Annotated in this window: 4 protein-coding genes; 2 read left to right on the top strand and 2 right to left on the bottom strand. The window is 51.4% G+C overall.

The window, feature by feature from the left end; genetic code table 11:
* Positions 1 to 827: S1C family serine protease (locus tag AC5OW4_RS14505; RefSeq protein WP_493677144.1), on the top strand; the 827-nt coding region annotated here is incomplete at its 5' end.
* 167 nt (positions 828 to 994) lie between these two features.
* Here the strand turns inward: AC5OW4_RS14505 and AC5OW4_RS14500 are convergent.
* Entirely contained in the window at positions 995 to 3067 is a 2073-nt protein-coding gene (locus AC5OW4_RS14500) for an elongation factor G (protein ID WP_072684080.1), read from the bottom strand.
* An 11-nt stretch (positions 3068 to 3078) separates the two neighbouring features.
* Entirely contained in the window at positions 3079 to 3747 is a 669-nt protein-coding gene (locus AC5OW4_RS14495) for an ankyrin repeat domain-containing protein (RefSeq protein WP_072684079.1), read from the bottom strand.
* 597 nt (positions 3748 to 4344) lie between these two features.
* Here AC5OW4_RS14495 and AC5OW4_RS14490 point away from each other — a divergent pair.
* Positions 4345 to 4661, top strand: a 317-nt coding sequence (locus tag AC5OW4_RS14490) for an SIS domain-containing protein (RefSeq protein WP_493677142.1), incomplete at its 3' end; no start/stop codon positions are given.

Genomic DNA, 4661 nt, shown 5'->3' with positions numbered 1-4661 from the left:
CGGAAGGCGCCGGCAGCGGGGTGATCATTTCCGAGGATGGCTACATCGTCACCAACAACCATGTGATTCAGGACGCCCGTTCGATCACCGTTGCGCTGCATGATGGTACGACATACCAGGCGCAGCTGGTCGCAACGGATTCCAAAATGGATATCGGCGTTATCAAGATTGACGCTTCCGGTCTGACCCCGGCAATTCTGGGCGATTCCGATTCGCTGTCGGTCGGCGAGCCGGTCGTGGCCGTCGGCAATCCGTTAGGCCAGCTGGGCGGGACGGTTACCAACGGTATCGTCAGCGCGCTCGACCGGGAAATCATTCTGAACAATGAGCGCCGGAACCTGCTTCAGACCAACGCCGCCATTAATCCGGGCAACTCCGGAGGCGGTCTGTTCAATGCCAATGGCGAACTGGTCGGCATCGTCGTCGCCAAATCTTCCGGTGAAGACGTCGAGGGCCTGGGCTTCGCGATTCCAGTCAACGATGCAAAACCGATTATTGAGGATCTGATATCGCAGGGTTATGTCGGCGGCCGCGTATCGTTGGGCATCACTGCGCTGGATCTGACGACAGCGCAGCTGGCCGCTCAGTACGGCTATAAAACGCCGGGCGTCTACGTTCAATCTGTCGTCGAAAACTCCAGCGCCGCCAACGGCGGGCTGCAGCCGGGCGACTGCTTCGTTTCGATCAACGATACGGCGATTGAAGCCATCTCTGACGTCACCACGATTCTCAACAACAGCTCAGTCGGCGATCAGCTTGAAATCACCGTCAAGCGGGATGGCAGGATCGTCGAACTCACCGTCACCCTGCAGGAGAAAAAAGGATAGTCTTGAAAAGCTGGCTGCGGCCAGCTTTTTATAATGCACTAAGAAACGAAAGGAATTTTCATCTTTCCAATTTTAAAGACGCTGTCCGACGGTATTTCATTGATCAAAGCGAAAGCGAAAAAAAGGAAAGGATCTGATTTTATCCAGTCCTTTCCGCTTTAATTCTATCAATCTTCGTCGTTCGCAACATTCGCAGCTTTGATCACCTTATCGGCAATCGGCTGCGGCGCCGGTTCGTAACGATCGAATTCGATGATAAAGGATCCGCGGCCCTGCGTCATTGAACGCAGTTCGGTCGAATATTTCATCATTTCCGCCATCGGCACTTCAGCGGTAATCTTCTGTTCTTTTTCATCGACCAGATCCATACCGAGGATAATACCGCGGCGTTTGTTGAAATCACCGATGATCGTGCCGGTATATTCTTCAGGAATCAGAACCTCAACCTTGCCGATCGGTTCCAACAGAATCGGCTTGGCTTTCGGCATGCCGGCCTTATAGGCCAGACGGGCCGCGGCCTTAAACGCGATTTCCTTGGAGTCAACCTCGTGATAAGAGCCGTCGGTCAGCGTCGCCTTGACGCCGACAACCTTGTATCCGGCCAGTACGCCTTTTTCCATGCATTCCCGCAGACCTGCTTCAACCGCCGGGAAATACTGCTTTGGAACCGCGCCGCCGAAGACGGATTCCGCAAACACCATTTCATCGCCGTCGCATGGTTCAAATTTAACGAAGACATGACCATACTGCCCCGCCCCGCCGGACTGCTTTTTATGCTTGCCTTCCGCCGTGACCGTACCGCGGATTGTTTCACGGTACTGAACCTTCGGTTCCGTCGTATCGACTTCCACTTTATATTTTGATTTCAGCTTGCTTAAAATGACGTCGATATGCTGCACACCCATGCCGTACAGCACCGTTTCCTTGGTTTCTTTATTCTTATCCAGACGAATTGACGGATCTTCCTCGCACATCCGCTGCAGACCCATGCTCATCTTGTCTTCATCCGCTTTGGTCTTCGGCCAGATCGCAACGCCCAGCATCGGCTTCGGGAATTCAATCGGCGCATACGTCACCGGCTTGGACCGGGTTGCCAGCGTATCGTTGGTATCCGTAAACTGCAGCTTGACCACCGCGCCGATATCACCGGTAAACAGCTTGCCGACCGCGATCTGATGCTTGCCCTTGACGATGTAAATCTGATTCAGTTTTTCAATTTTATCCTTCTGAACGTTTAAGACCTGCGCATCCGTGCTCATAACGCCGGTCATGACCTTCAATAATGAAATCTTGCCGACAAATGGATCAATAATCGTTTTGAAGACCTGCGCTGTGAACGCTTCCTGTTCGTTGGTTTCCATCAGAATCGGAATTCCATCCGGATCCAGCGCTTCAATCATGCCTTTTTCCGCATAGCTCGGGAAGTATTCGCGAATCAGATCCAACAACCGTTCAATGCCGGTAACCTGCGTCGCACTGCCGCAGTAAACCGGTCGGATATCGCCGTTGCGCACGCCGATCCGCAAGCCCTTGGCCACTTCATGTTCGTCAAAGCTCTCGCCGCTGAAGAATTTTTCCATCAGCTCGTCGTCGGCCATTGCGATCGCCTCCGCGATCTGGCTGTAATATTCCTCAACGATGTCTTTCAGCTCGTCCGGGACTTCCTTCGGCGTCGTTCGATCGTCATAATACCATGCTTTTTTACGCAGAATGTTGACCGAACCGACAACCTTGCCTTCGCGCTGAATCGGAACTTCAAACGGAATGACCGTCTTGCCGAAATGTTCGCGCAGCTGATTGTAGGTCTGATCAAACGAAGCATTTTCCTCGTCGATCTTGTTGATGAAGAAAATTGTCGGCAGTTTCTTACGGGTAACGATTTTCCACGCTTTTTCCGTTCCCGATTCCACGCCGTCTTTAGCGCCGACGACGATCAGCGCGTTATCGCCGACCGCGATGCCGCACTGCGCTTCGCCCTCATAATCCAGATAACCCGGCGTATCAATAAAATTGATTTTACATTCTTTCCATTCCACCGGAGCGATGGAGGTATAGACGGACAGCCCGCGTTTCACTTCTTCCGCGTCGTTATCCATCACGCTGGTTCCGTCGATCGTTTTGCCCAGCCGGTCCGTTGCCTTGGTAAAATATAATGCAGCTTCCACGACGCTGGACTTGCCCGCGCCGCTGTGTCCCATCAGAACGATGTTGCGGACTTCATTCGCTAAATAATCTCTCATGCTGCTTCCCCCTACTTCAAATGCTCTTTCAGCTCAGCGAAGCAGTGCTCGCGGACATAATGAATTGCAAGATTGCCCTGGAAATCTTTGATGCTCTTATCCGCGCCCTGGTCCAGAAGGTACAGAACCAAATCGACATAACCGCTATAACTCGCTCTCATCAACGCCGTGCAGCCCGCATTATCCTGCATGTTGATATCCGCGCCATGTTCGATCAGATATTTGATGACGTCAACTTTGCACGCCAGAACCGCTTCCATTAACGCGGTCCGCCCCTTGCTGTCGCGGGCGTTGACATTCGCTCCATTTTCCACCAGATATTCCACAACTTCACTCTGACCCAAGAACGAAGCCCGCATCAGAGAAGTCCGGCCGTTGTCGTCATGCGAATTCACATCGGATCCAGCTTCGACCAACATCTTGACGATGCCCAGATGACCTTTTTTCGCCGCACCCATCAACGCCGTCTTATTGTTGACGTCGCGAGCCCGGACATTGGCTCCGTTATCCAGCAGAAACCGCACGATATCTTCATAGCCGCGCTTGGCGCTGCGCATCAAAGCGGTCCGTCCGTCGCCGTTGGAAACGTTAACGTTCGCCCCTTTGGAAACACAGGCGCAGACTTTCGCGAAATCGCCGGCTGCCGCCGCATCCCAGAACTCTTTGTTTGTTTGATCCATAATGAATTCCTCCTTTTATTTATTCATCAAACAATGTACCTTCCATACCTCATTCCGAATCTCGGAACCCCTTGCGGCATAGCCCGCAAAAGTATTCCTGAACTTCTGATCCCTGCCGCCGTATTGTATGCTTCCTGCCGCCGGCTTTTTCAAGGATCCTCATTCAGGCGTAGGTGGATTTACACCGCTGCCTCTCTTGTCTGACCGCTGTGACGCATCCTTTTCTTATTGCGTCGTTCCATTGAGTAGACAAAAAAGATGGACAGTCTAAATCCATCTTAAAAACAACTGATTTTTTCCAAAAGAACCCCGCCGAAAACACCTTCAGCTCTAACATCTCCATTTTGAGGGGCGCCAAAAACTAAGCCTTTCTTCTGGTTCATGATGTTTCACTCCATTCCGGTCTTGGTTCTTTATAGCTTTATTGTAACCGATTTCATTTTTTGTTCAAGACCTTTCTTCGCGAATTTCCATGAAAATAAGTTTCAATTTGTTACATTTTGTAAATTCTTTCATTTTGTTTTTTTCTTCCGTTTTGGACTTCTTTTTTACAAACGAAGTTGTTACAATGAAAGCAATGAGGAAAAGGAGATTCTTATGGAAGCCTGGAAAAATTACTTCAACGTCATGAACGAAATCATCGCCAAGGTTATGGACAGTCAGGGCGAAAACATCATGAAAGCTGCCACTTTGTGCGCCGACGTGTCGCAGCGGGGAGGTCTGATCTATGGATTGGGCGCGGGCCATTCCCATTTGGTCATTGAAGACGCCTTCTGGCGCGCCGCCACCGTCGCCAATTATGCCGCGCTGCTGGAACCCAGCGTCACCGGCACTTTTGACATCACCAAAAGCTACCTGATGGAAAACACCTACGAGATCGGCCGCCATATCGTCGATTATCACCGTGTCACGCC

Source organism: Holdemania sp., assembly GCF_986127675.1.
This window is presented reverse-complemented; position numbering and strand designations above follow the sequence as displayed.

Bases quoted from the DNA above. Each gene is read 5' to 3' on its own strand.
- AC5OW4_RS14500 (WP_072684080.1), bottom strand. From the start codon at position 3,067: ATGAGAGATTATTTAGCGAATGAAGTCCGCAACATCGTTCTGATGGGA.
- AC5OW4_RS14495 (WP_072684079.1), bottom strand. From the start codon at position 3,747: ATGGATCAAACAAACAAAGAGTTCTGGGATGCGGCGGCAGCCGGCGAT.